This is a genomic window from Enterobacter sp. BIDMC93, from assembly GCF_001037805.1.
Taxonomy (GTDB): domain Bacteria; phylum Pseudomonadota; class Gammaproteobacteria; order Enterobacterales; family Enterobacteriaceae; genus Enterobacter; species Enterobacter hormaechei_C.
Map to the genome: position 1 here is coordinate 2,939,046 of NZ_KQ089962.1, position 23,389 is coordinate 2,962,434.

Genomic DNA, 23,389 nt, shown 5'->3' on the forward strand with positions numbered 1-23,389 from the left:
AAGGAGGCCGGGCGGGATCGGTGGTCGCTGTAAGTTACGCCGGGTGGCGCTGCGCTTACCCGGCCTACAAAACCAACCTTTTCCTCGATCCCGTAGGCCGGGTAAGGCGTAGCCGCCACCCGGCGTTTTTTTAATACCGCACACACACCGACTTGGTTTCACACCAGCCGTCCAGCCAGTCGGGGCCAAAATCGCGCCCGGTGCCAGACTGCTTCATGCCGCCGAACGGCAGGTTGGCGTCTATCAGCGTGTGGCTGTTCACCCACACGGTACCGGCCTGTAACCTGTCGGTATACGCCAGCGCTTTACTGATGTTCTGCGTCCAGACGCTGGCCGTTAAGCCATATTCAGTGTCGTTAGCCAGCTGAAGCGCCTCTTCCCCGTCGGCCACACGGATCAGGTTCACCACCGGCCCGAAGACCTCTTCACGCGTCAGTCGCAGATGATTATCCGGGTTGACCACCAGCGTTGGCGAAACGTAATAGCCTTTGCCGTCTGGGCCCCGGTTCCCGGCGATCAGCTCCGCATTGTGCGCCTTCGCCTCATCCAGGAACGCCTGGACCTTATCGCAGTGGGCGCGCGACACCAGCGGGTTGATAAACGCCTCCGGCGACATGCCCGGCCCGACGCTCAGGGATTTCACGGCCTGTTCAAACCCGCTGACCAGCGTGTCGAACAGCGGAGCCTCAATATAAATACGCGAGCTGGCCGCGCAGACCTGCCCCTGATTCAGGAAGCTGCCGGTCATCAGCCCTTCAATCACCCACGCCGGATCGGCATCTTTCAGCACGATGGCCGGGTTTTTGCCACCCAGCTCCAGCGTCACGCCCGTTAGCGTATCCGCCGCCGCGCGGGCAATCTGCTTGCCCGTCGCCGTCGAACCGGTAAAGCTTACTTTGGCAATGCGCGGGTGCGAGGTCAGCGCCGCGCCACAGACGGCGCCGCTGCCGGTCACCACGTTGAAAACGCCCTCCGGGATCCCCGCCTCGCTCGCCAGTTCCGCCACCCGTAACAGGGTGAGCGGCGTGGTTTCCGACGGTTTGATCACGATGGAGCAACCTGCCGCCAGCGCAGGCATCACTTTCCACATGCCAATCATCAGCGGGAAGTTCCACGGCACAATCCCCGCCACAACGCCCACCGGCTCTTTACGCGTCCACGCCTGATAACGCGCGCCCTGCGGCAGTGGAATTGAGAGATCGAGGGTTTTACCGGCAATTTTGGTGGTCAGCCCTGCCGTGTAGCGCATCCAGTTCAGGGTGCAGCCCACCTCGAAGGCGCGGGAAATGTTAATCGATTTCCCCTGCTCCAGGGTTTCGAGCTGTGCCAGCTCTTCGCCATGCTGTTCCACCAGATCCGCAAACCGCAGCAGGATGCGTTCACGCTCTGCCGGCAGCCGTCCGGCCCAGCTTCGGGCGACAAAGGCGCGCCAGCCAGACATCACCGCACGATCGACATCATCGACGCTGGCATCGGCGGTGGAGGCGATGACCTCTCCGGTCGCCGGGTTGTAGACGTTCAGACGCTTTTCGCTATCGGATGCCGCCAGACGCCCTTCGATCCACAGGCCGTGCTGGCGATCTAAAAACTGCTGCACGCCCGGCAGGATGGCGACGTGTGATTCGGACATAGGATACTCCTTCGTTATGCTTCGCAGGGTGTGTATGCAGTCTAAGAGGGGATTCGCATTCCTGCTTTTGTCTGTGTGACATTCGCTTTGCCAGCTGTGACAGGGTCCGCAAATCGTGATAATTCCCGCTTATATCGCTGTAACCGTTGAGTGTTCTTTCCTATAGTCAGCCTCGTAGCCCTGACAAAATGCAACATAAATGCAACAATGCGAAAACAGTGACGGTGCAGCGAGAACATCAATGGCGTGTGCAAGCGAACAGGACATTTTTCAGCAGTGGCTGGCGCAAATTAACCAGGTTTGTGGGCGCTTTGCGGCACGTCCGTTAGAGGGGGCGTTTCTCGGCGAGCTGGAAACCAGCTACACCCAAAGTCTGAAGCTGAGCACGGTGACCGCCGCAGGCGTTAACCTGTTTCGCACCCGTCAGGAGATCAAAAACGGCAACGACGCCTGGTTCTACACCGTGTTTCAGCTGGAAGGCAGCGCCGGAATCGAACAGGACGACCAGCGCGCGATGCTGAAAGCCGGGGATATCACGCTGATTGACGCCTCCCGCCCGTGCTCCATTTACTGGCAGGAGCGTTCCCGCCAGATTTCGCTCCTGCTCCCGCGACAAATCATTGAGCAACACGCGCGTTTTCAGGAAGTGAGGTGCGCGCTGCCCCTCTCCCGCAATCTGCCTACCGTACAGCTGAGCTACCGACTGCTACAGGAGAGCATGGGCAATGCCGATCTCAGCGCCAGTGAAAGCGAAGCGGCGCTTGAGGCGATGGTGTGTCTGCTGCGTCCGGCCTTCCAGCAGCGTGACGAGGTGCTGCCGCGCAAGGAGCGTCAGTTCCGCCACGTTCTGTCCCTGATTGATGATCATATTCAGTCGGAGGCGTTAAGACCGGAGTGGATAGCTTCAGAGAGCGGCATGTCCGTGCGTAGCTTGTACCGCATGTTTGCCGGGAAAGGGCTGGTGGTAGCGCAGTATATTAAGAACCGTCGCCTCGATTTATGCGCTCAGGCGCTGCGTTCCATCAGCGATGACGAAAAGCTGGCGGGGATTGGCTACAGCTGGGGTTTCACCGACCATAGCCATTTTTCCACCGCCTTTAAGCAGCGTTTCGGGGTTTCGCCGGGCGAATACCGCAGGCGTTATCGCTAGCTATTTTTTCAGCCACTTGCCGTTAATTCCCTTCACGTACTCACCCGGCTGCGCGCGGGCCACCAGCTTTTGTCCCGCCATTTTCGCCACCTCGTCGACGGGTAAATTATTACTGTCAGCCAGCTGCTGGTAACTTTCCGTGCGTGCGGCGTTGATACGGTTCACCAGCGCCAGGGTTTCAGCGTCGTGCTGAACGGGCGCAAGATAGCCGCTCAGGGTTTCCCCTACGCGCCCCTGGGCACGCGCATCGTTGAGCGTAAGCGTGGCGGCGTGAACGTTCATCCCCAGCGCCAGTAACATCAGAGCAAATCGTTTCATGACATCCTCAGAACAGATCGCTGCGGGATTTCAGCAGGGCTTCAACGTCTTTATCCACCTTGATATGGATTTCATGCTCGATTTTCACGTTCATGTTGATGGTGATCGGCTCTTTGGGCGCCGCCACTTCAATGCGCGGCGTGCAGCCTGACAGCAGCGCGACGACGGCCACGGTGAGTACACCAGCCCTCTTTTTCATTGTTGTTCCTCACTTTCCTTGCCTGTCGAACCGCGGAGAAGGGGTATCGCCGCATGTTGCTCAAACCATGTTTGCAGATTGTCCCCAAAGCGCAGGCTGCGCCAGAGGGTAAAAATGTTCTCTTCATGGGTGTAATTCAGGTTTACGAAACTGCTTTTGCCCTCGACGCGGCTGGTGCCTTTAATGGCCGCCTGCATGGTTAACACACCCAGATTATCCACATTGAGTTTTGTCCACGACTGCGAAATTTCCATATAGCGGAGCCAGTTGATCGCCGCCCCGGCAACCATGTTGTCTTTCACAATGGCATCCGCCGTGTCCTGGTCGATGCGCAGCGTCATCGGCCCCGGGTTGGTCAGCCAGCCATCTTTAATGATCCATTTTTCATTGTCCAGCCAGAACGGCAGCGCGCCGCTCACCGGGCCGGACATGGCAAACTGCTTCGGATTCACCGCGCTTATCAGTTCGCTGGAGGAAATATTATCCACGCGCAGTAAAGCCGGATCATGCTGCGGCATTCTCAACTGCTGCATGGTGATTTTCCCGCCGAGCGCTTCCACCTTCACGTTGGTGAGCAGGAGCGGGTTCGCTTCGGTCCAGGGATAATCGCCCTGGAGATCCGCGGTGATATTTCGGGCTGTGACCAGGTTTTTCACCTCGTCGATTCGTAACGTTACCGGCCCGCGCGTGCCCAGCGACCAGGTACCCTGGCTTAAGCGGAACGGCAGAACAAAATCCACGCCGTTGATTTCGTTATCCGGCATCCACGCGCTGCCCGCTTTCAGCACCCCGTGCCCCCCGGCCTCAAACCCCTGATCGGGCGCCGCAGAGAAAGCCACCTGCGCGTACATTTCGCCGCCGCGCAGGGTCATTTTCCAGTCTGGCGGGATCAGCGGCTGAAACACCGTAAGAGACTGTTTTGGCCACCAGGCCTGACCGCGAAGGCGTTCGCCGTCCCAGCGTCCATTCACCTGGACCGGGCCGATGTCGTCCGCATGCAGGTTCCCTTTAAACTGGAACACCGTCGGGTCTGTCCCGTCAACACTGAAGGTCAAAACGGACGGCGGCAGCACGCTTCCGCCTGAAAAGCTTGTTTGCCCGGCGTTAAGCGCGAGCGCGCCGCTAAAGGTGGGGTTATCCGGGTCCCGCGACCAGCGCACCGGGTGATCCAGCACCAGGCGCGGCTTGCTGACCAGCATCGTACCGTACTGCAATTTGTCGAACCCCGTGGAAAGATCGGTCAGTTCGATAACGTTGTCGCGCCACTCCCCGGTTCCCCGGACATCCCAGCGCGCGTTCATCGGCGTGAAGTTCCCTTTACCCCAGTAGCGCCACTGCCACAAACCGTTGTCCGGTAAAAAGTCGTTAGCCTGGCCGTCCAGATGCAGCTCAAAATCGCCCATCTCGTTTTCATGCGCCCGCAGAATGGCTTGCAGGCGGCCGTCCACGCCCTTCTGCGTGAGCTTCACGCCCGCCAGCGGCCAGCGGATCTCATCGATATCCAGCGAGTCGATGATGCGCCCGCGCGAACGCAATAAAGCGCCGGGTTCAAACGTAAGCTGCGGATCGTAAAGGCTGCCGGTCAGCTTCGCCGGGAGTCTGGCATACAGGATCAGATCGTTTTGCTTGGCTTCCCCGCTCAGGTGCAGCGGCATTGCGCTGTTTTCCATACTAAGCGAGCCGGGACCGATATTCAGCACCGCGTTGCCCTTACCCGCATCCCCCTGGGTCAGCACGTTGAGCCGCCCCGTGAAGGTGGCTTTCTCCAGCCCCTGCTGCCAGTTATCCACTTTCAGCCCGACGCGTCCGCTCATTGGCACGTCGGAGGCTAACCAGTTCCAGCGTCCGTCGCTGATGGTCAACTGCTGAGCGGTGATCTGCCACGGTAAATCGAGCAGCGGATCGGGGTTGTCCCGCGCCATGACCACCAGCTGGCCCTGATTGTCCTCCCAGTCCAGATCGGCATCGACCAGCGATGATAACTGTGGCACGTTAAAGGTCGCGACCGTATGCCCTTTCACCGGCACGCCGTCCGGCACCAGCGGCAGGGTAAATTCACCGACCAGCTTCACGGGCTGCGGCTGATCCGGCAGTTGCACATCGAACTGGCTGATGGAGAGGGTCTGGCCGCGCAACTGCCCCTTAATGCTCACCTGCTTGCCGTTATAGGTGATGTCCTGGCGGGCTGGCGTCAGTGAGGCATGCAGCTCACCCTCCCACTGCTGCCAGGGAGAAAGGGTAAAGCGATGGATGGTCAGCCAGGTGTTGGGCAGGATGGCCTGCCACTGCGCCAGCGTTTTCGGCGCCACCGTAGATGGCGCCGATTGCGGTAATTTGCTCAGGCAGACAGAGTTAAGTTCAAGTGCGCCAATATCCAGATCCCAGCGGCTGGGGTGTGACAGAGTCACGTTTTCCACGCGGGCAATTTCACACTCTTCTACCAGATAGCGGAGATCGGGGATGATCAGGGCGTGGCGCGTGAGCCGTGGGCTTTTTTCAAACGCGATGCGCGTTCCAACGGGGAGCCAGATCCCGGCGAGCGTGGGTACCCACTGGGCGAGCGTCATCAGCAGCGTCAGCGGCACAAGAAATAGCAGCAGTAATAGCGCGATTGCGGCTTTGTATTTACCCTTCATGGGCAGTTAATATCCTGATTTTGCGAAAAAAATAAGCCGTTCTTGCCGCTCATTGTCGCATGTTTAGCCAGTCAGTTGAAGGTAATGCCATTTTTAAGAGTAGATGCTCTACAATAATTCATAGAACTTATTGATTTCAATGAATTTTGAAAAATTGTAAGATAATTTTAAACATGCTAACGTGGTTCCAAAATCACTGGAGAAAGTCTTATGAAACTCGCGGTATATAGCACAAAGCAGTACGACAAAAAGTATCTGCAACATGTTAACGAGACGTACGGTTTCGATCTTGAATTTTTCGACTTTCTGCTAACTGAAAAGACGGCTAAAACCGCCCACGGCTGCGAAGGCGTGTGTATCTTCGTTAACGACGACGGTAGCCGACCGGTGCTGGAAGAGTTGAAAAAACAGGGCGTGAAATACATTGCCCTGCGCTGCGCGGGCTTTAACAACGTCGATCTCGATGCCGCCAAAGAGCTGGGTCTGAAGGTCGTTCGCGTCCCGGCCTATTCTCCGGAAGCCGTGGCAGAACATGCGGTCGGGATGATGATGTCGCTCAACCGTCGTATTCACCGTGCCTATCAGCGAACCCGTGATGCTAACTTCTCTCTGGAAGGGCTGACCGGCTTTACCATGTACGGTAAAACCGCAGGCGTCATCGGTACCGGCAAAATTGGCGTGGCCGCCCTTCGCATCCTGAAAGGATTTGGCATGCGCCTGCTGGCGTTTGATCCGTACCCAAGCGCCGCTGCGCTGGAGCTGGGCGTGGAGTATGTCGATTTGAAAACGCTCTTCTCGCAGTCTGACGTTATCTCCCTGCACTGTCCGCTGACCCCGGAGAACTATCATCTGCTTAACCAGTCGGCGTTCGACCAGATGAAAGACGGCGTGATGATCATCAATACCAGCCGCGGCGGGCTGATCGACTCTCAGGCGGCTATCGAAGCGTTGAAAACGCAAAAAATCGGCGCGTTGGGTATGGATGTGTATGAGAACGAACGCGATCTGTTCTTTGAGGATAAATCTAATGACGTGATCCAGGACGACGTGTTCCGTCGCCTGTCTGCCTGTCACAACGTGTTGTTCACCGGACACCAGGCGTTCCTGACCGCCGAAGCGCTGATCAGCATTTCGGAAACCACGCTGGGGAATTTGCGTCAACTCGAAAAGGGAGAAGCGTGCCCGAACGCGATAGTGTAAGCCTGGTAACCCGGGTGGCGGCTACGCCCTGCCCGGCCTGTGGATTGCGTTAATTGTAGGCCCGGTAAGCGCAGCGTCACCGGGCTTTTTGGCTTCAATCCTGCCACGCGCAGGATAGTCTTAGCTGACGTTTGCCGTTCTGATTTATCCAGTGTCCCGAAACAGGTAATAATTTCGCTTAAATAAGTTTGATTTTTACCTCATACCCCTCGAGGCCTGTCATGGCTTCACGAGCGATAAACTCAATTTCAGACACTTCCTGCCCTGTTTTTTTACGTAACTCTGAAATTTTTTTGGTTATAAGCGCTGAAATTTCTTCTTCTGCCTTTTGCGTCAGTGCGTCAACGTTCATGTTTACCTCTTGCAACCGTTTACTGTTTCCATTCTCCAGCAGGCGACAGCTAACGATTAACTGCCTTTCACCATAACTGTATGTAAAGAGTAGACTATCTGTGTAACGTATGCTGCCGTCGCATTTAAATATGCATTTAGATTGCATTATTTAAACAAGGTGTTATTGTCCCAAAGCCTTAGAGCACAAAATAGATAAATATAAGAAAAGCTTTGACTCACACTCGCCCCGCATCAGGGGCATTTTTTTGGCTGTCTGTAAGCAAAAAACCCGCCAGAAGCGGGTTTTTGTGTTATTTGAGAAAATTATTTAAAGACTTCTGCAACGGCCTGGAAGTTAGGGCCATGCTCGCGGGCAGCGATGATGACGTAGTATTTCCCGCCCTTCTCGTCTGCCAGTTTTGAGAGTTTTTGATGAAGATCTGAAGGTGAAGAAATTTGTCCACCTGAAGCCCCTACAGATACATTACCAAGGTATTCAAGCTTGAAGTGGTGCGCTTCATCCTTGGAAATCATATCTGCCGCAGATGCGCCGAAGCTTGCTACTGTTAAAGCCAATACACTCCCTAATAGTGCTTTTTTCATATCATTCCTCCTGTTGATGAATCTATATATTTAACATTAGCAGCAAATATGTAAATGATCCGTATCAATATTGTAGAAGGATTGAGCATCACGACCAGCCATCACTGACCTGAACAGCGGGTACAGCAGGTTCATCTACTATACTGACCTGTGCAGTCGCCATTTATCTGCCGGTTGCGCCTGAAGCAATTGAAACTTACCTGTACCATGACCATCAGGAGAACAATATGCACACGAGTAAAACCCTGAAAAGGCTGCTAGCCGTATCAGCAGTTGCAGCAATGTTCAGCACCGTTGGCGTACAAGCCCAGACAACCAGCGCCGCGCAAACTCAAACTGCGGGCCAGGCTCAACCGGACGCCAGACTCAGCTCCGGCGACGAGAAAGCATTGAAGGACATGGCGCAGGCCAATATCAACGAAGTTGCCGCCGCCAGGCTCGCCCTCGACAAGGCCCAAACCAGTGAAGTGAAAACATTCGCCCAGAAAATGGTCGACGATCACGGCGCCGCGCTGACCAAAGTCAAGACCGTTGCCCAGAAAAAGGGCGTGGAGCTGCCGACCGAACCAGACGCCGCGCATAAAGCCCTGAACTCAAGGCTGGAAAACCAGCGCGGTGACGCTTTTGACAAAATGTATATGGAATATGCTGGCGTGAAGGACCACGAGAAGGTGCTGTCGAAGCTTAAGAGCGACGCCAGTAAAATCGACGATCCGGATGTGAAGGCTCTGGCCAACGAGCACACTCCGGTCGTTGAGCAGCATCTGAAGTCCGCCGAGCAGATGTCAACGCGTGCTGGCGCATCAGCCGATAAATAACGCGTCGGTAAAACGACTACTGCAAAATAAAGTGGGGCCCGCAGGCCCCACGCTTATTTCCCCTTCCTGCTGAATTATTCCGGCAAGGCGTAGACCACCACCTGATCGCCCACCTGATCCTTCAGGATCGTATTCCCGCCTGCCACGAAGGCCACATACTGGCGACCTTTATATTCATAGACGGACGGGTTCGCTACCGCCGGAGCTTCGGCCTGATCGGACCACAGCTCTTCACCGCTCTCTACCGAGTAGGCACGCACTTTGGCATCCATTGAAGCACCGATGAAGATCACGCCGCCCGCCGTCACTGCCGGACCACCAATGGTAGGCGAACCCCAGCTTTCCGGCATGAAGAAGCCATACTGCTGGGAGGCGCCAACCGGACGACGCCATTTCACATCGCCCGTGTGCATGTCCAGCGCCACGATTTCACCAAACGGCGGTTGCCAGCACGGCATGCCCAGCCAGTTGCTCGCCACCAGCAGACGCATACCGTACGGGGCGCCTTCCTGTGGGGCAAAGCCGCTTTCGTTGCCGGAGTCTTTGTCTGCGTTATCGTAATCCTCACGGCTGTACAGCTTCACGTACTGGACGATATGCGAGGTGTTGACGATAGCGATCTGTTTTTGCGGATCGAACGCCACCCCACCCCACTGGACGCCGCCGGCGCTATCGGGATAGGTGAGCGTGCCTTCGCCTTTGGTGGTTGGCGGGGTATACATTCCCTCATAGGTCAGGTTATCCCACAGGCGGGAGCACTGGCCGCCACCGACGATATCCGCCAGCTTCCAGATTTCCGGTTTTTTCGACTGGTCGAGCAGCGGCGCGGGTTTGGTCGGGAATGGCTGCGTGGGCGAGAGAACTTCACCCTGAACCGACCCATCACCCTGCGGAACCGGACGTTCTTCGATTGGCCATACGTCCTCCCCCGTCAGGCGGTTAACCACAAACAGGAAACCCTGCTTGGTGGCCTGCACCAGCGCCGGGATCTGCTTGCCGTCTACGGTGATGTCCATCAGCGTCGGGGCGGAGTTGATATCGTAATCCCAGACGTCGTGGTGTACCCACTGACGGGACCAGACCACTTTACCGGTGTTGATGTCCAGGGCGGTGGTCGAGGTGCCAAGCGGAATAGCGTCCACGCGGTTGCCGCCCCAATAGTTGGGAGACGGCGATGAGACCGGGAGATAGACCAGCCCGTTGGCCTCATCGGCGGACATGTGCGTCCAGACGTTGGCAGTACCGGTACGCTTGCGGATCTCTGCCGGGATCGCCTCAAAGGTCCACTCAAGCTTACCGGTCTGGGCGTTGACTGAAAATACGGTGCCCGGAGGGGCTTCGGCATAGGCCCAGTCCTTCCCGGCCCAGCCCACCAGCAGATGGTTGCCGACAACGGTTGGCGGTTGCAGGACAGAGAGCGGATACTTCGCGTTAACGGTATTCCACTGGTTCAAATCCAGCACGCCGTTGTTCGCAAAGCCGCTGCACGGTTTGCCTGAATCGGCGTCCAGCGCAAAGAGCTTGCCATCAACGGTGCCCATATAGACCATCTTCTGGCATGCCTCACCTGTCACCGGATTTTTAGCCTGCCAGTAGGAAACGCCGCGATTTTTCAGCACCGGCTGGGTCAGCGCCTTGCGCGACGATTTGGTGTCATAGTGCCACTTCTCTTTACCCGTCCCCGGATCCAGCGCAATCAGGCGATCGAATGGCGTGCCGATGTAGAGCGTATCGTTGGCGAAAATGGGCGTTGCGGACCAGACGGTAGCTGGCGTATCGCCTTTACCATCCGAGACGTCGCCGGTATGGAACTCCCAGACTTTCGTTAATTTCCCGACGTTATCCGCCGTAATTTGGGTCAGGGGACTGTATTTCTGCGCGTTAAGCTGGCCGTGGAAGCTGTCCCAGGTGGCGGTGCCGGGCACCAGCGGCGTCGCTGGCTGGCTGGCCGAGGCGACTTTCTTTCCATCACCGCTGCCGGTTGAGGCATCGTCGGTGGTTTTTGTGGTTCCGGGCGCCTGCTGATCGGCCGCATCAATGTTCAGTGATTCCTTTGTCCCCTGAGAGGCTTCAGCGGCCTTATCCTGCGCCTGTAGCGCGAGCGGAGCGACCAGCAGCGCCAGCGCCGTCATGCTGACTTTTATGAAGGGATAATGCTTATCGTTGTGCACGGGCGGCTCCTCAGCTTCTGACGGGATGGTTGTAACGAGCGGAATGGCTGCTCAGCATAATCAGACCAATCAGGCCGACGACCATGGCTGCCGTTATGATGTACTGGTGCAGCAGCGCGGCGGCGAAAGCAATACCCGCCAACACCATCAGGGTGACAATAATCAGAAAAACGCGCGCGCCGCGACGCGATGCCGCACGTAACATAAAGGTCAGTATCGCCAGCACTACGCTGGCAATGACCACGCCCAGTGCGCCAATGGTGCCAGTGACGCCGGTAAGCGGCGTCCACCAGGCGTATAGCGCCACCGCGAAGGCTATTATCGCGGTCAGCAGCAGCAAAATGCTGCCGACCCGCGAGGATTGAGAATGCAACATACCAGGAAACCCCCTCTAAAATGCAAAATTGACCATTATTAAGGCGTTTTCGTGAATATATACCCCTGCTGCCCGCCGCTATTAAGGAAACGCGACGTGTGGAGCGGCGGCATATTTCACTAAACGTAACTGAGTATAGAAGAGGATTTTCTTATGGGGCGTTTAATAGCAGGCATACGACGTCCTGAACCCCTTCGCCACCATAAAGAGAGCGTTATGTTACAAGACGGTTCGAAAGCTACGAGCGGGTTACGCGATTGTCTACATTCTGTTTTTTAATTTCAGGCATAACGGGATAATTTCACGCCCAATAAAATAATTAAATAAGCCCCCCTTCAATATGATGGCGCCTTATGGTACTTAATAAAACAGGGTGTTTATTCTTTAATTAACAGACGTGCAGGCAGGGAAAGTCAGTCGTTATTTGTTCGTTAATTTAACAAATCCCTTTCTTAATTAACCGCCTGTTAAAGCATCGTCAAAGAATAACGATAGTTATTGCAGGCATACACATAAGGTTTTCGGTATGCAACATCAAACCCCTCCCACCCGTGACGTAATGGCGCAGCGACGACTACAGACAGATAAAAACTAAATAAGTCGTCGTCCCTCTAACAACGCGGTAAAATATGATGAATAAAGCCACAACTCTCTCAGCTAATATTACAACACGCTCTAACTGGCACTGGCAGGATAATATCTGGACGCTGGGCCTTTATGGTACAGCCGTCGGAGCGGGAACACTGTTCCTTCCCGTGGAAATCGGCACCCGTGGTCCGGTTATTTTTCTGGTTATGCTCCTGCTGGGGCTGCCGTTATCCCTGATCCCCCATTTACTCCTTTGTCGTGTGTATATGCGTGAAGAGAAGACTGAAAACGGCACGTTGCCGATCTTCGGCTCCTTCTTCAGCGGAAGGGGTGAAAAGCTGATCACCCTGTTCTATTGTGTGACCTTCTTCCCGGTAACCCTGGTATACGGGGTGGCGCTGATTAATGCGCTGAGTAATTTACTGGTGGAGCATCTGCATATTACCGCCCTCAGCCGTGGGCCATTGTCGTTTATCGTGGTTGCTGCGCTGTATGTGGTGCTTAGCAAGGGCCGGGACAGAGTCGTGGCCATTATGAGCGCACTGGCGCTGCCGTTCGCGGCATCTGTACTGCTGGTCGCCGTATCACTTATCCCGGGATGGCATCTGTCTAACCTGACCGATACGGCCGCTGAAATGAACGCCACGCCGCTGCCGGTAACGCTGAAAAATATCTGGCTGACGCTGCCGCTTATTACCTTCTCGTTTTGCTGTGCGCCTATGGTCTCCCCGCTGAGCTCTTACTACCGGGAGAGGAAAGCGGAGGGTGAGAAAAAGGCACTGTTCGTGATCCGTATCGCCTACTTAGCTATCTTCGCCAGTATCCTCTTTTTCGTGCTGAGCTGCGTGCTGGGGATCCCCCATGACAACTTTGTGCGAGCGAAGGCGGAAAACCTGAATGTGCTGTCGGTGATGAAGGGAAACGGTGATTTCAGCCTGATTTACCACATTGCCCCGCTCATCGCTATCATCGGTATGACGAAATCCTTCCTCGGCGTAGGTCTGTCGGTCGCACAAACGTTTGGTCAGCTGGCTGCCAGCGTATCCGGCAAAAAGGCCAACGCCAGCAAGCGGCTGGCCTCTCTGGCGCTGTTCCTGCTGACCTATGGCATTGTTTATGCCAATCCGGATGTGCTCAGCCTGATTGAAATGTTCTGCGGACCACTGATCGCGGTGATCCTGTTCCTTATCCCGGCGTACCTCATATACACCCGCCCCTCGCTGGCAGAGCTTCGCGGCGTGACGGTGTTTTTGGTTGTTCTGGGCGGGCTGGCAACGCTGTCTGCATTGCTCTGGACAATGCTTTAGTCTGAACGCCGTTTGACTGTACCCATATACAGTAGTATTTTACGTTCAGGCTGAATCACATGCGTAATATCCATAAGGTAAACAATCATGTTTGTGGAACTGGTTTATGACAAGCGAAACGTACAGGGGCTGGAAGGAGCCAGGGAAATCATTCTGGCCGAACTGACAAAACGCGTGCACCGGATTTTTCCTGATGCCAGCGTGACGGTTAAGCCAATGCAAGCGAACGGCCTGAACAGCGACGCCAGCAAAAGCGACCGTGAAAAGCTCAACCGCATGCTTGAGGAGATGTTCGAAGAGTCGGACATGTGGTTAATACAAGAGTAACCGGGCGCAAAGCCCGGTTCTGGCTTCGGGAGACAAAGAGCATACAACGTTAACTTTGCGTAATTTCTTCCGCTATCGCGACGTACCGATTTACGCCTCCATGGTTCCCCCAGCATAATCCCACCGATCCGATTGTAAGACATATCCAGCGCGCGCCACATTTTCTTCCTGCCCTGTACTTTCAGTCTGACTGACTGGAGGTTTCTGTGTGTGGCCTTTTATGAAGAATCCGGTTTGGGGTTATTCGAGGTAGCCCGCTGAAATGGAAACGTGAGCAAGCTCATCCGCTATGAACGAGGAACGGACGATCTAAGGGGTGTTCATTTCCTGGCCATTCGTTTGCCAAGAGCAAAGCAGACCATTGGCAGGGGAAGCGTCACTACCAGCAGCATCCATAGCAAAGTATATACTGTGTCCACCCCGTCATTTTGCAGATTGGTATACAGCTTTACCGGTATACCCTGCGGGAAATAAGCAAAGATCATCACGATCCCGAACTCGCCTACCGCGCGAACCCAGGCGAGTGTTACGGCAGAAGCCAGCCCAGGCAATGCCAGGGGTAATGTAAGAAAACGAAAGCGGTTCCAGGGAGAAGCTCCCAACGTTTGTCCCGCTTCAAGAATATTTTTGGGAACAGTGGCAAACGCCGAACGCGACACCACGATAAAATAAGGCAAAGCGCCGTAAACCTGAGCCAGCACAAACGCCGCCGGATTATTTACCAGCGTAGCTCCCAACAGTGAAAGCCAGCGGCCAATCACGCCATAAGGCCCGAAAGCCGAAACCAGCAAAATCCCCATTGCCAGCGGTGGCGTCAGCAGAGGGATCATCACCAGCAGTTCACCGATCAATCGTTTTCGACCCGTGGCTTGTGACAGCCACCATGCCACCGGCATGCTGATAAGAATGATAATTCCGAGTGCCAGCACACCTAGTCCCATTGAGACGGCAATGGCGCTGTCGTCGCGCCAGGCCAGCTTCAGATGATGCCAGGGCGTGACGCTAATCAGCGTGATAAAGGGGATACTTAACAGCAGGATAGCGGGCAGAGATAACCACCCCGCCACCCAGCCCGGTTTTCTTAGCGGGCGTATAAGCTGTCTCCTTTAGGTTCGGCGTAGCCAAACGCTTTGAACAATTTCTGCCCCTCGGCGCTTTGCATGAACGATACGAACTTTTGTCCCTGTTCTACACCATTCGGCGCGTTTTTCAGCACTGCCGCATAGAACACCATTGGTTGAGTGTGCAGGATTTGATCCTGGCCTTTGCTGTCTTTAATGGTAAAACTGACAGTGTCATACCACTGTTTCGTCATCGCCGGGTTGCTGAGGTTTATTTCATCCGGCAGCGCGACATACGGCAAATGCGCTGAGCGAACTTCACTCTCGTATCCCGCTGCTGCATCCACCTGACCGCTTTCCAGACGCGCCAGCAGCCCTCCTTCCTGATGAGTCTGCTGTGGGTTTTGCAGCGAGCCTAAAATTTTATCGGTGATGCCCGGCATGTTGTAATACTTTTCCGCCAGCATCAGGCTAAACACAATATTCTGGCCTTTTGGGTCGACATAAGGATCGGTGCGGCCAAATAAGACATCTTTCTGCGTCAGCAGAGTCAGCCACGAGCCGTCTTTCTTTCTGTTGGCCTGTTCAAACTGCGCTGCATATTTACCCTCAGGACTGTAAGCGACCACCATGCTGGTACTGGCGACAGGGACCGCCTCATCTATCAGCCCGGCGTCTTTGAGAATTTGCATCGGCCCCGGGGTGATGGAGACAAACACATCGGCCTCAATTTTGTGGCTTGCAAGCAGGCGTGCCATCCCGTATGCACCCTGGCCCTGCCCCTGATAGCCGTCGTTATTTGCTCTGGAAAAAGCCGGACCTAACCCCTGGTCCATTACTTTGCCCATGGAACCGGCATAAGTCACCCTGATATCCTTTGCCAGCGCCATGGATGGCATTTGCAGCAGCGCAACCGCCACCAGCACAACCTGCATTCGTTTCCTGGCCATAAACACCCTCTCGTTATATATTCTTTTATATATCGAATTTTCCAGAAAAATCACCGCAATGACAACCTCCTCAAGCGCGCCGTTGATGCAAGGTTGAATAAAAGGAAATCGGTCTGGGTGGTGCATGGTCGACTTAGTCAGATGTTGTCATCCAATTGTGGGCAATTGTTCATGAAACATGCTGCGTAAACTCCTCGTGGCTTTGCGTAGAAGAATCTTGAACTCATTGTCATCAATGTCTTTTGCACAGTTGTAGCCCAACTCGCTATATATTTAAATATATAGCGATTAAATAACTTCTGAGGGTTGTATGAATTTGTATATGTTTTATGTCGGCGGAAATGCCGGTAAATCCAATATTGAGGTCCACGACATCCAGTTTGTGGCGGCACGTAAGCCCAATGATGCCTGGCCTGCACTGCGTGAAGCATGGTTTGGTGATAGTGATAAAATTCATATAGACGGCTATAGCCGTATCACGTGGGCCGACGGATACTCTGTCACGCTTTCCCCGGAGCCGCCCCAGTCTACGAAGAGATTATTTTTCGTCAATGCGGGTGGTTACAGGCCGGATACGCTTGCAGAACTGCACGAATATGATCTGTTCGTCGCCGAAAATGCCCGGCAGGCTAAGGAGAAAGCATTACTAACGCTACTTTGCGGTGTCGATCAACAACATAAGGATAATTTAAAAGAGGTTGATGATTGCCTGTTGCTTGAAAAGGTTGGAGGGTTGTTTATTCATCTGACACCCTGCGATACAGGGCACCGCGATCTTCCAGAGTGGCAGGGATATCTACCGATAGGCGCATGAAACTGCATAAAGAGACGCATCGCTTCAGGATGAAACAGGTCCCCTTTTAGTATTGCTCAGGATGCCCCTCGAGTCTGAGGGCGTCCTGTTCATTGAATATTTACGCTTTTGCGTCTGGCTGTTTTACTGCATATCCAACATACGTCTTCTTTAACTGATCCAATGTTTCCGGCACCAGGCTCGTCCCCCGTTCAAACCGGCACATTATTCGTTACCAGGATGGCAATGGCATGGCGGCCATCGCCGTGTCGTTGCCGCTGGTGGGGCTGAAGCGCATTTCGGAACAGGTGATGGCCAGGATAGCGATAAGCTGATTAGATCAGAATGTGTAACTCATGCTTACCGAGACGCTACGCGGTTCGCCATAGACGGCAGAGTCATCGAGGTAGGAGTAGTATTCGCGGTCGAACAGGTTACGAACGTTTGCCTGCACCGCCAGCTGTTTCGTCAGCTGATACTGCGCGAACAAGTCGACGAGCGGATAGCTGCCCTGATAGAGGCGCTGCGTCTCGCCGTCCGGACCAGTGACATCTTTGTACACCTGATTCTGCCAGTTCACGCCGCCGCCTAGGGTCAGATCCGGAAGCGCCGGGACGCGGTAACGGCTGAACAGCTTAAGCTGCGTCTGCGGCGCGAAGCTGTTGAAGCGGCCATCTGAATCACGGGCAACATAGCGGGTCGCGCTGAAGGTAAGCTGTAGATTGTCGGTAACGGCACCGTTCACCTCAAATTCCGCCCCTTTGCTCACTGCGCCTTTGGTTGCCCGATAAGCTTGTTCGCTGGATCCATTAACGAATACCCCGCTGATTTCCTCCCCCGCGTTCTCCTGTTCTATGCGGAATACGGCAACGTTGGTGGTCAGTCGACCGTCCATCCAGTCTGCCTTCAGGCCGGTTTCATAATTTTTACCGGTGACGGGAGAGAGCCATGCACCCTCTTTCGTGCGTTTGGTTTGCGGGGCAAAAATTGAGGTATAGCTGGCGTAAGCGGAAAGGCTGTCGTTGATGTCATACACCAGCCCGCCGTAAGGGGTTGTGTTGTATTTACGCATATCGCCGCTGCTGCCATCTGAGCTGTACTGGGTATAACGTGCGCCAACGATTAGCGACAACGGATCCGCCAGCGACAGGCGTGCCGCCGTATACGCCGATTTTTGCCGCACGATATCATCCGCATTTTGATACCAGTCGCCCCACTCCGGCTCGGCCACGCTGCCGTCCCAGCTGTTGTTGAAGATGCCAATCTGAGCACTGTCCATTGGCCCGTCTTTGCTGAAGGTAGCATTGTGCTGTCGGCTATAGTTGGCTCCGGCCATCAGCTGATGTTGACGCCCGAGAAGTTCAAAAGGCCCGCTGGCGTAGGCATCAAAGGCGTCCAGAGTGCGCTTGCCGCGATCCTTACTACCCCAGCCTGATGCGCCTTCTCCGGTGGTGGCGTCCGGATTGCCCATCACATAAAGCAGGGTATCATTGAACGTTTGCTCGCCGTGGGTTCCATTGAAACGCACCGACCAGCCGTTATCCCAGTTGTGGGTGAGGTTAGCAAAAACTTTACGCGACTCAACGGAGTATCCCGTCCAGTCTGCCGAGGTATTGACGTTGCGATCGTAATGGGTACGGCTGCCGTTACTGTACAGGCTGGGTAATCCGCCCCAGGTCGGGTTGGCTGTGTTTGTTTGCTGATAGTCCCAGCCCAGCGAGGCCGTCGTGTGTTCCGTTACATCGCCTTCAATGACGCCATAGAGAAATTTCTTGCGCTTGCCATATCTGTCAAGCCAGCTGTCCTGATCCTGATAACCTGCCACGACGCGCCCACGCAGGCTGCCGTCGGAATTGAGGGGCGCGGAGATGTCGCCCACATAACGCTGTTTGTTCCAGCTTCCGTAACTTGCGCTGACGTTGCCCCTGAAGGTTTTACTGTCGGCACGTTTACGCACCATGTTCACCGTTGCTCCCAGATCGCCAGCGCCGGTCATCAGGCCGTTTGCGCCACGCACAATCTCTATACGATCATAAATGGCAGTATCTTCCTGCGCATCGCCAAAATTCCACGCGTCGCCCATTGATGTGGGGATCTCATCGTAGGCGAAATTGGTGATTTCAAAGCCGCGGGAAAAGTAGCTGGAACGCTCGCTATCAACCTGCTGCGACGAGACGCCGGTGGCATTGGTAAGTACCTGGTCAATGGTTTGCAGGTCTTGATCCTGCATACGCTGGCGCATCACGACGCTGACTGACTGGGGGATATCGCGCGGGGTCAGCAGCATTTTGGTGCCTGAACGCGTGGTTTTTACCGCATAATCCTGCTGCGAGTCGGCGCTCCCGTTCCCGTCACCGTAGACAACCATCTCTTGTTCTTGCGTATTTTCATCCGCCTGTGCCGGGTGCATGACGGCGGACATTGCCAGCGCAAGCAGTGAAAGTGAGAAGGAAGCAGGAATTAATCCTGCGGGCGCTTTCGCGCGATTAGCCCTGCCTTTAAAAATCATCATGTTACCTGTCTGTTGTTGTCGTTATGTGCAAATCATTCATCCAAATAAGAATGGAAATGATAATTATTTGCTTTATTATGCACAGGTAATTTTGTAAGTTAAATGTAAATAAATGTATATTTATCAAAATCAGCGCGGCTCGCGCATGACAGGAACAAAAAATGAACACATTCCATTGGCTAAAAGTAAAGACATGGGGCTTAAGCATTCTTACCGCGGCGTTAACCCTGAGCGCAACGGCGTCAGCAGCCCTCCCGGGTTCGGCTGAGCTCAAGCAGCGCGAACTCGCGGACGGTCTGTATGAGATGGTTTACTCCCCAACGGCAAACGCGTTGTACGTTGCGAGCGCACAGAGTTTCAAAAACGTCAACGGCGGGGTGCTCTATAAACTGGATCCCACAACGCTTGCCACGCAAGGTGAAACCCACACCGACCTGAAAAACTTCGGCATGGCAGCGGACGATAATGGCAAGGTCTACTACACCACCAACACCCTTGATGGCGGGGTATCGAAAGTGGACGTGCAAAGCGGCAAGGTGCTACAGCGCCTGATGTTTGAAGGCAAAGACAAGGATGGCGACCCGGTTGGTGCGCGTGAAATCCTCTTCCACAAGGGACAACTGTTTATCGGCGGCGTTGCCGACCCTGGGTTTATCTCCGTGGTTGATGCCAACACCATGACGCTAAAAGCCCGAATCGAAAATGCCGGGAAATGGGTGACGGGGATTATTTATTCGCCGCTGACAGACCGCCTTTATGCCGCCAATGGCGGCGGTGAAATTCAGGTGATTAACCCGGAGACGTATAAAATCAAACAGCGCTGGACGCCGGGAGATAAAAAAGCGTATTTGTTCCTGAATATGGCAGAAGATCCGGCCACCGGGCGCCTGTTCGTGACTGATGATTCAAAAGCCAAAACCACACTGGTATTTGATGAGCGCAGCGGGAAAGTTATCAAGCGTCTTAAAGGCGATGCGCTGGGAATTAAGTTTAACGCTGAGCGCAACGAAATTTTCATCACTCAGCGCGAATCCAGGAAGGTGTTGCAGCTTGACGCCGGGAGCTATGCTGTGAAAAACAGCTGGACGTTCACCAGCCATCCCAACAGTCTTCTGGTAACACCGGACGGTAAAACGTTATACGTAACCGTGAAGCAGGACTTCAATGACGACAACACGACGAAAGGCCCGGATAGTGTGGTTCGTATTTCATTAAATTAAACAATATACAGCCATCCTGTGAGGGATGGCTGACTTATAAACGTGGACGCTGAAGCAGTATCTTTAGTCCGGCCAACGGATAAAGCCGGGTTAAAGCGCCAGATGTTCTAAAGTCGCGGGGATCCTTACTGGGTAAAAGTAAAGGTGTAGCTACGTGAAGCTGGCCCCTATCCTCCTGCAAATTTCGCAGAATTAAGGATTCATTTTGGGAAAGAAAAAACCGGGCCTCGCGCCCGGTTCTGTTACCACACTAAAAAGCCTTACGCACTCAATCCGCGATTCTCCAGCATCGGTTCGATCTTCGGATCGTGCCCGCGCCAGTTTCGGTAAAGTTCAGCTAAATCAGTGCTGTTGCCGCGGGACAAAATCGCCTCGCGGAATTTCTGTCCGTTCACGCGCGTCAAACCGCCCTGCTCGACAAACCACTGATATCCATCGTCCGCCAGCATCTGCGTCCAGAGATAGGCGTAATACCCTGCCGCGTAGCCGCCGCCGAAGATGTGGGCGAAATAGCTGCTGCGATAGCGCGGCGGTACGGCTGGAAGATCCAACCCCTCTTTTTTCAACGCGGCGGCTTCAAAGGCTTCCACGTCTTCAACGGGCTCCTGAATGCCGTGCCAGTTCATATCCTGCAGCGCGGCGCTCAATAGCTCCGTCATGTCATAACCCTTATTAAACTGGGTCGCATTGAGCATTTTTTCCCGCAGCGCATCCGGCATCGGTTCGCCGGTTTGATAGTGACGAGCAAAGTGCGCAAACACCTGCGGATGGCTGGCCCAGTGTTCATTGATTTGCGAAGGAAATTCAACGAAATCACGTGGCGTGTTGGTGCCTGAAAGCGTGGCATAGCGCTGGCTGGCAAACAGGCCATGCAGGGTATGGCCAAACTCGTGGAACAGGGTAATCACATCATCCCAGGAGATCAGCGCGGTCTGCCCGTTCGCCGGTTTTTGATAGTTGCAGACGTTATAAATCACCGGACGCGCGGCAAACTCATAAGACTGCTCAACAAAATTCCCCATCCACGCGCCGCCCGCTTTGGAATCACGCGCGAAAAAGTCGCCGTAGAACAGCGCCATGCCTTCACCCGTGTGGTCGAAAATCTCCCACACGCGAACATCCGGGTGGTAAACCGGAATATCAAAACGCTCGACAAAGCGGATACCGAACAGCTGCGTGGCGGTCCAGAATACGCCATCTTCCAGCACGGTATTGAGTGCGAAATAGGGTTTGATCTGCGACTCATCCAGCGCGTATTTCGCTGAGCGCACGCGTTCGGCATAAAACGCCCAGTCCCAGGCCTGTACCGTAAAACCACCCTGCTCGTCGTCGATGACCTTCTGAATATCCGCCTGCTCCAGCGCGGCCCTGCCGCGTGCCGCAGGAACTATCCCGCGCATGAATTCGAGCGCGGCTTCCGGCGTTTTCGCCATCTGATCGGCAATGCTCCAGCTCGCATAGTTGTCAAAGCCGAGCAGCTGCGCCTGTCTTGCCCGTAACGCGGTAAGCCGATGGATCAGCTCGCGCGTATCGTTTTCGTCGCCTTTCTGAGTGCGTTCCCAGCCCGCGCTGAACAACTTTTTACGGGTCTCGCGCAACGACAGCGCCGCCAGCGCGGGCTGTTGCGTGGTATTCAAAAGCGGGATCAGCCAGCGATCCGTCAGCCCTTTTTCTGCGGCAGCGTGAGCCGCGGCAGCCACCTCCTCCGCACTGAGCCCGTCAAGCTGGTGAACATCGTCCACCACCAGCCCTCCCGCCTTGTTCGCCGCCAGCAGGCGCTGGTTGAACTGGCTGGTCAGGGTGGCGGCTTCGGTATTCAGGGCTTTCAGCTCGGCTTTTTCATCGGCGTTCAGACGCGCGCCCGCAAGAACAAAGTGCTGATACATCTCCTCCGTCAGTCGTCGGGATTCGGCATCCAGCGCCTCGCGATCCTGCCAGACGGCTTCCACCCGGGCGAAAAGCGTATCGTTTAGCCAGATATCGTTCGCCAGCCCGGCCAGTTCGGTGGAGAACTGCTCGTCCAGCGCCTGAAGATCATCGTTGGTGTGTGCGGACGTCATGGCGAAGAACACGCTGCTCACGCGCGACAGCATGGCCCCGCTCTTTTCCAGCGCCAGCACGGTATTGTCGAAGTCCGGCGCGGCGCGCTGCGCGATAATCGCGTCAATGTCTGCACGCTTCAGGCGCATTGCTTCATCAAATGCCGGACGATAATGGCTGTCGTTAATCGCATCAAAACGTGGCGCCTGATAAGGCAACAGGCTAATTTCAAAAAAAGGATTGTTGACCGACATCGTTTACTCCTGAGCACGGTATTTCTCCCCAGAGTAGGCCAGCCTGCGCCGGCCTGCAATGGCGTCATACAAATGTTGCCTTAACGACGTGCCGGAGAGCGTGCTATGTTAGTACAACACAAAAAGCGTTGAGGAACAGTGAGATGATTATTTTAGTTACCGGGGCGACAGCGGGTTTTGGTGAAAGCATCACGCGTCGCTTCGTCGCCAACGGACACAAAGTGATTGCAACAGGACGCCGTCAGGAGCGTTTGCAGGAGCTAAAAGACGAGCTGGGTGACAGCATTCTGACCGCGCAGCTGGACGTCCGCAACCGCGCCGCCATCGAAGAGATGATTGCCAACCTGCCTGCCGAATGGCGTGAAATTGACGTGCTGGTCAATAACGCTGGCCTGGCACTGGGCATGGAGCCTGCCCACAAAGCCAGCGTGGAAGACTGGGAAAACATGATCGACACCAACAACAAAGGGCTGGTGTACATGACCCGCGCCGTGCTGCCGGGCATGGTTGAACGTAACCGTGGCCATATCATTAACATCGGTTCCACCGCCGGAAGCTGGCCTTACGCGGGCGGCAACGTCTATGGCGCGACCAAAGCCTTTGTCCGCCAGTTCAGCCTGAACCTGCGCACCGACCTGCACGGAACCGCGATCCGCGTGACCGATGTTGAACCGGGTCTGGTAGGCGGAACTGAATTCTCCAACGTGCGTTTCAAAGGCGACGACGCGAAAGCGGATAAAACCTATGAAAACGCGAATGCGCTGACGCCGGAAGATATCACCGAAACCGTCTGGTGGGTCGCGACCCTGCCGAAGCATGTCAACATCAATACGGTTGAGATGATGCCCGTCAGCCAGACCTATGCCGGACTCAGCGTGCATCGCGGTTAATTTACCCCACCCG

At 54.9% G+C, this 23,389-nt stretch carries 20 protein-coding genes; 8 read left to right on the forward strand and 12 right to left on the reverse strand.

Annotated features, from left to right (window positions below):
- Nucleotides 1–130: 130 nt before the first annotated feature.
- Nucleotides 131–1,630: an aldehyde dehydrogenase family protein gene (locus tag SK58_RS13690; protein WP_048220095.1), complete on the reverse strand. Its 1,500-nt coding sequence runs from the start codon at nt 1,628–1,630 to the stop codon at nt 131–133.
- A 241-nt stretch (nt 1,631–1,871) separates the two neighbouring features.
- On the opposite strand from SK58_RS13690, the gene feaR reads away from it, so the two are divergent.
- Nucleotides 1,872–2,780: a transcriptional regulator FeaR gene (gene feaR / locus SK58_RS13695; RefSeq protein ID WP_023296551.1), complete on the forward strand. Its 909-nt coding sequence runs from the start codon at nt 1,872–1,874 to the stop codon at nt 2,778–2,780.
- On the opposite strand, the gene SK58_RS13700 is transcribed toward feaR, so the two are convergent.
- The 3 genes from SK58_RS13700 to SK58_RS13710 are packed head-to-tail and all read right to left on the reverse strand — an operon-like array spanning nt 2,781 to nt 5,933.
- A complete protein-coding gene (locus SK58_RS13700) occupies nt 2,781–3,098 on the reverse strand; it encodes a YdbL family probable chaperone protein (protein WP_023296550.1) in 318 nt (105 codons plus the stop codon).
- 7 nt (nt 3,099–3,105) lie between these two features.
- On the reverse strand, nt 3,106–3,297 hold the full coding sequence (locus SK58_RS13705; protein WP_003857369.1) for a YnbE family lipoprotein: 192 nt from the start codon (nt 3,295–3,297) through the stop codon (nt 3,106–3,108).
- A complete protein-coding gene (locus SK58_RS13710) occupies nt 3,294–5,933 on the reverse strand; it encodes a YdbH family protein (RefSeq protein WP_048220097.1) in 2,640 nt (879 codons plus the stop codon). The genes SK58_RS13705 and SK58_RS13710 overlap by 4 nt, the downstream gene beginning before the upstream one ends.
- A 210-nt stretch (nt 5,934–6,143) precedes the next feature.
- On the opposite strand from SK58_RS13710, the gene SK58_RS13715 reads away from it, so the two are divergent.
- Nucleotides 6,144–7,133: a 2-hydroxyacid dehydrogenase gene (locus tag SK58_RS13715; protein ID WP_017384525.1), complete on the forward strand. Its 990-nt coding sequence runs from the start codon at nt 6,144–6,146 to the stop codon at nt 7,131–7,133.
- Between the two features lie 178 nt (nt 7,134–7,311).
- Here SK58_RS13715 and SK58_RS22395 read toward each other — a convergent pair whose 3' ends face one another.
- The gene (locus SK58_RS22395) at nt 7,312–7,485 is read right to left on the reverse strand and encodes a GnsA/GnsB family addiction module toxin (RefSeq protein ID WP_006808842.1); all 174 of its coding nucleotides are present in this window, start codon (nt 7,483–7,485) and stop codon (nt 7,312–7,314) included.
- A gap of 305 nt (nt 7,486–7,790) precedes the next feature.
- Nucleotides 7,791–8,069: a YdgH/BhsA/McbA family protein gene (locus SK58_RS13720; protein ID WP_003857380.1), complete on the reverse strand. Its 279-nt coding sequence runs from the start codon at nt 8,067–8,069 to the stop codon at nt 7,791–7,793.
- Nucleotides 8,070–8,296: 227 nt separating this feature from the next.
- Between SK58_RS13720 and SK58_RS13725 the strand changes: the two genes are divergently transcribed.
- On the forward strand, nt 8,297–8,887 hold the full coding sequence (locus SK58_RS13725) for a DUF4142 domain-containing protein (RefSeq protein WP_017694065.1): 591 nt from the start codon (nt 8,297–8,299) through the stop codon (nt 8,885–8,887).
- Nucleotides 8,888–8,961: 74 nt separating this feature from the next.
- Here the strand turns inward: SK58_RS13725 and SK58_RS13730 are convergent, their stop codons facing one another.
- Nucleotides 8,962–11,058: a pyrroloquinoline quinone-dependent dehydrogenase gene (locus tag SK58_RS13730; RefSeq protein WP_045344786.1), complete on the reverse strand. Its 2,097-nt coding sequence runs from the start codon at nt 11,056–11,058 to the stop codon at nt 8,962–8,964.
- A gap of 10 nt (nt 11,059–11,068) precedes the next feature.
- Nucleotides 11,069–11,434: a hypothetical protein gene (locus SK58_RS13735; RefSeq protein WP_017694067.1), complete on the reverse strand. Its 366-nt coding sequence runs from the start codon at nt 11,432–11,434 to the stop codon at nt 11,069–11,071.
- A 632-nt stretch (nt 11,435–12,066) separates the two neighbouring features.
- Here SK58_RS13735 and SK58_RS13740 point away from each other — a divergent pair.
- Together SK58_RS13740 and SK58_RS13745 are read left to right on the forward strand one after the other, a co-directional pair.
- A complete protein-coding gene (locus SK58_RS13740) occupies nt 12,067–13,329 on the forward strand; it encodes an amino acid permease (RefSeq protein ID WP_082138485.1) in 1,263 nt (420 codons plus the stop codon).
- An 87-nt stretch (nt 13,330–13,416) separates the two neighbouring features.
- Nucleotides 13,417–13,656, forward strand: coding sequence for a DinI family protein (locus SK58_RS13745; RefSeq protein WP_003857390.1), 240 nt, complete (start codon nt 13,417–13,419; stop codon nt 13,654–13,656).
- 320 nt (nt 13,657–13,976) lie between these two features.
- Here the strand turns inward: SK58_RS13745 and SK58_RS13750 are convergent, their stop codons facing one another.
- Nucleotides 13,977–14,723 carry a molybdate ABC transporter permease subunit gene (locus SK58_RS13750; RefSeq protein ID WP_048220100.1) on the reverse strand — a complete coding sequence of 249 codons (747 nt, stop codon included), beginning with the start codon at nt 14,721–14,723 and terminating at the stop codon, nt 13,977–13,979.
- A gap of 14 nt (nt 14,724–14,737) precedes the next feature.
- Complete coding sequence (locus SK58_RS13755) at nt 14,738–15,652, reverse strand: extracellular solute-binding protein (protein WP_047056683.1); 915 nt, start codon at nt 15,650–15,652, stop codon at nt 14,738–14,740.
- Between the two features lie 325 nt (nt 15,653–15,977).
- On the opposite strand from SK58_RS13755, the gene SK58_RS13760 reads away from it, so the two are divergent.
- Entirely contained in the window at nt 15,978–16,481 is a 504-nt protein-coding gene (locus tag SK58_RS13760) for a DUF1543 domain-containing protein (RefSeq protein ID WP_023296544.1), read from the forward strand.
- A 319-nt stretch (nt 16,482–16,800) separates the two neighbouring features.
- On the opposite strand, the gene fhuE is transcribed toward SK58_RS13760, so the two are convergent.
- A complete protein-coding gene (gene fhuE / locus SK58_RS13765) occupies nt 16,801–18,969 on the reverse strand; it encodes a ferric-rhodotorulic acid/ferric-coprogen receptor FhuE (RefSeq protein ID WP_048220102.1) in 2,169 nt (722 codons plus the stop codon).
- A gap of 164 nt (nt 18,970–19,133) precedes the next feature.
- Between fhuE and SK58_RS13770 the strand changes: the two genes are divergently transcribed.
- Nucleotides 19,134–20,192 (forward strand): YncE family protein, encoded by a 1,059-nt coding sequence (locus SK58_RS13770; RefSeq protein WP_048220103.1) that lies wholly within the window; start codon nt 19,134–19,136, stop codon nt 20,190–20,192.
- Nucleotides 20,193–20,452: 260 nt separating this feature from the next.
- Here the strand turns inward: SK58_RS13770 and dcp are convergent, their stop codons facing one another.
- Nucleotides 20,453–22,486, reverse strand: a complete 2,034-nt coding sequence (dcp, locus tag SK58_RS13775; protein WP_048220105.1) for a peptidyl-dipeptidase Dcp — start codon at nt 22,484–22,486, stop codon at nt 20,453–20,455.
- Nucleotides 22,487–22,629: 143 nt separating this feature from the next.
- On the opposite strand from dcp, the gene ydfG reads away from it, so the two are divergent.
- Nucleotides 22,630–23,376 (forward strand): bifunctional NADP-dependent 3-hydroxy acid dehydrogenase/3-hydroxypropionate dehydrogenase YdfG, encoded by a 747-nt coding sequence (gene ydfG / locus SK58_RS13780; protein WP_022647991.1) that lies wholly within the window; start codon nt 22,630–22,632, stop codon nt 23,374–23,376.
- Nucleotides 23,377–23,389 lie beyond the last annotated feature (13 nt).